The organism is Bartonella sp. CR127HXZ, from assembly GCF_042194555.1.
Lineage (GTDB): Bacteria > Pseudomonadota > Alphaproteobacteria > Rhizobiales > Rhizobiaceae > Bartonella > Bartonella grahamii.
The window spans coordinates 1-846 of the sequence record NZ_JBHIMZ010000061.1 but is presented as its reverse complement, the minus strand read 5'-3'; the positions used below and the strand labels follow the sequence as shown (position 1 = coordinate 846).

Here is an 846-nt window from a genome sequence, read left to right as displayed (position 1 = left end):
CTCAAACACACACTCCTCTCTGACCAACATCATACCAATCACCCTACTAGTATTTGCTGCTTGCGAAACAGCAGTAGGCCTTGCCCTACTAGTCTCAATCTCCAATACATACGGTCTAGATTACATCCACAACTTAAGTCTACTTCAATGTTAAAAATAATCATTCCAACAACCATATTGCTACCAATAACATGATTCTCTACAAACAACATAATCTGAATTAACTTAACTACACATAGCCTAATCATTAGCCTCATTCCCCTACTATTTTTTAACCAAACCAATAACAACCTCCTTAACCACTCAACCTACCTATCCTCCGACCCACTAACAACACCCCTTCTGACACTAACCGCTTGACTTCTACCCCTCATGATAATAGCTAGCCAGTACCACCTATGCAATGAACCCCCTTCGCAAAAAAAACTCTACCTCTCCACAATAATTTTCCTTCAAATCACCTTAATTCTAACATTCATGGCCACAGAATTAATCTTATTCTACATCCTATTCGAAACCACCCTTATTCCCACCCTAATCATCATCACCAAATGAGGTAACCAAGCAGAACGCCTCAACGCAAGCACATACTTTCTATTCTATACACTAACTGGCTCTCTACCCCTACTCATCATATTAACCTACACCTACAATAACGCAGGCTCATTAAATATCATACTACTAACACTCACAGACCAAAAACTAACAACCACCTGATCACACAACCTCGTCTGACTAGCATGCACGATAGCTTTCATAACAAAAATACCCTTATATGGCCTACACCTATGACTCCCAAAAGCCCATGTTGAAGCCCCTATCGCAGGCTCAATAGTCCTCGCCGCA

General features: G+C 40.9%; 2 protein-coding genes and 1 pseudogene. 2 read left to right on the top strand and 1 reads right to left on the bottom strand.

Translation table 11 applies throughout. From position 1 onward, the window contains the following. Positions 1-154: NADH-quinone oxidoreductase subunit K (locus tag ACFIKY_RS09080; RefSeq protein ID WP_375661741.1), on the top strand; the 154-nt coding region annotated here is incomplete at its 5' end. A 65-nt stretch (positions 155-219) separates the two neighbouring features. Beyond that, positions 220-555, top strand: a pseudogene (locus ACFIKY_RS09075) (hypothetical protein). Positions 556-647: 92 nt separating this feature from the next. On the opposite strand, the gene ACFIKY_RS09070 reads toward ACFIKY_RS09075, so the two are convergent. Next, positions 648-846, bottom strand: a 199-nt coding sequence (locus ACFIKY_RS09070) for a hypothetical protein (RefSeq protein ID WP_375661740.1), incomplete at its 5' end; no start/stop codon positions are given.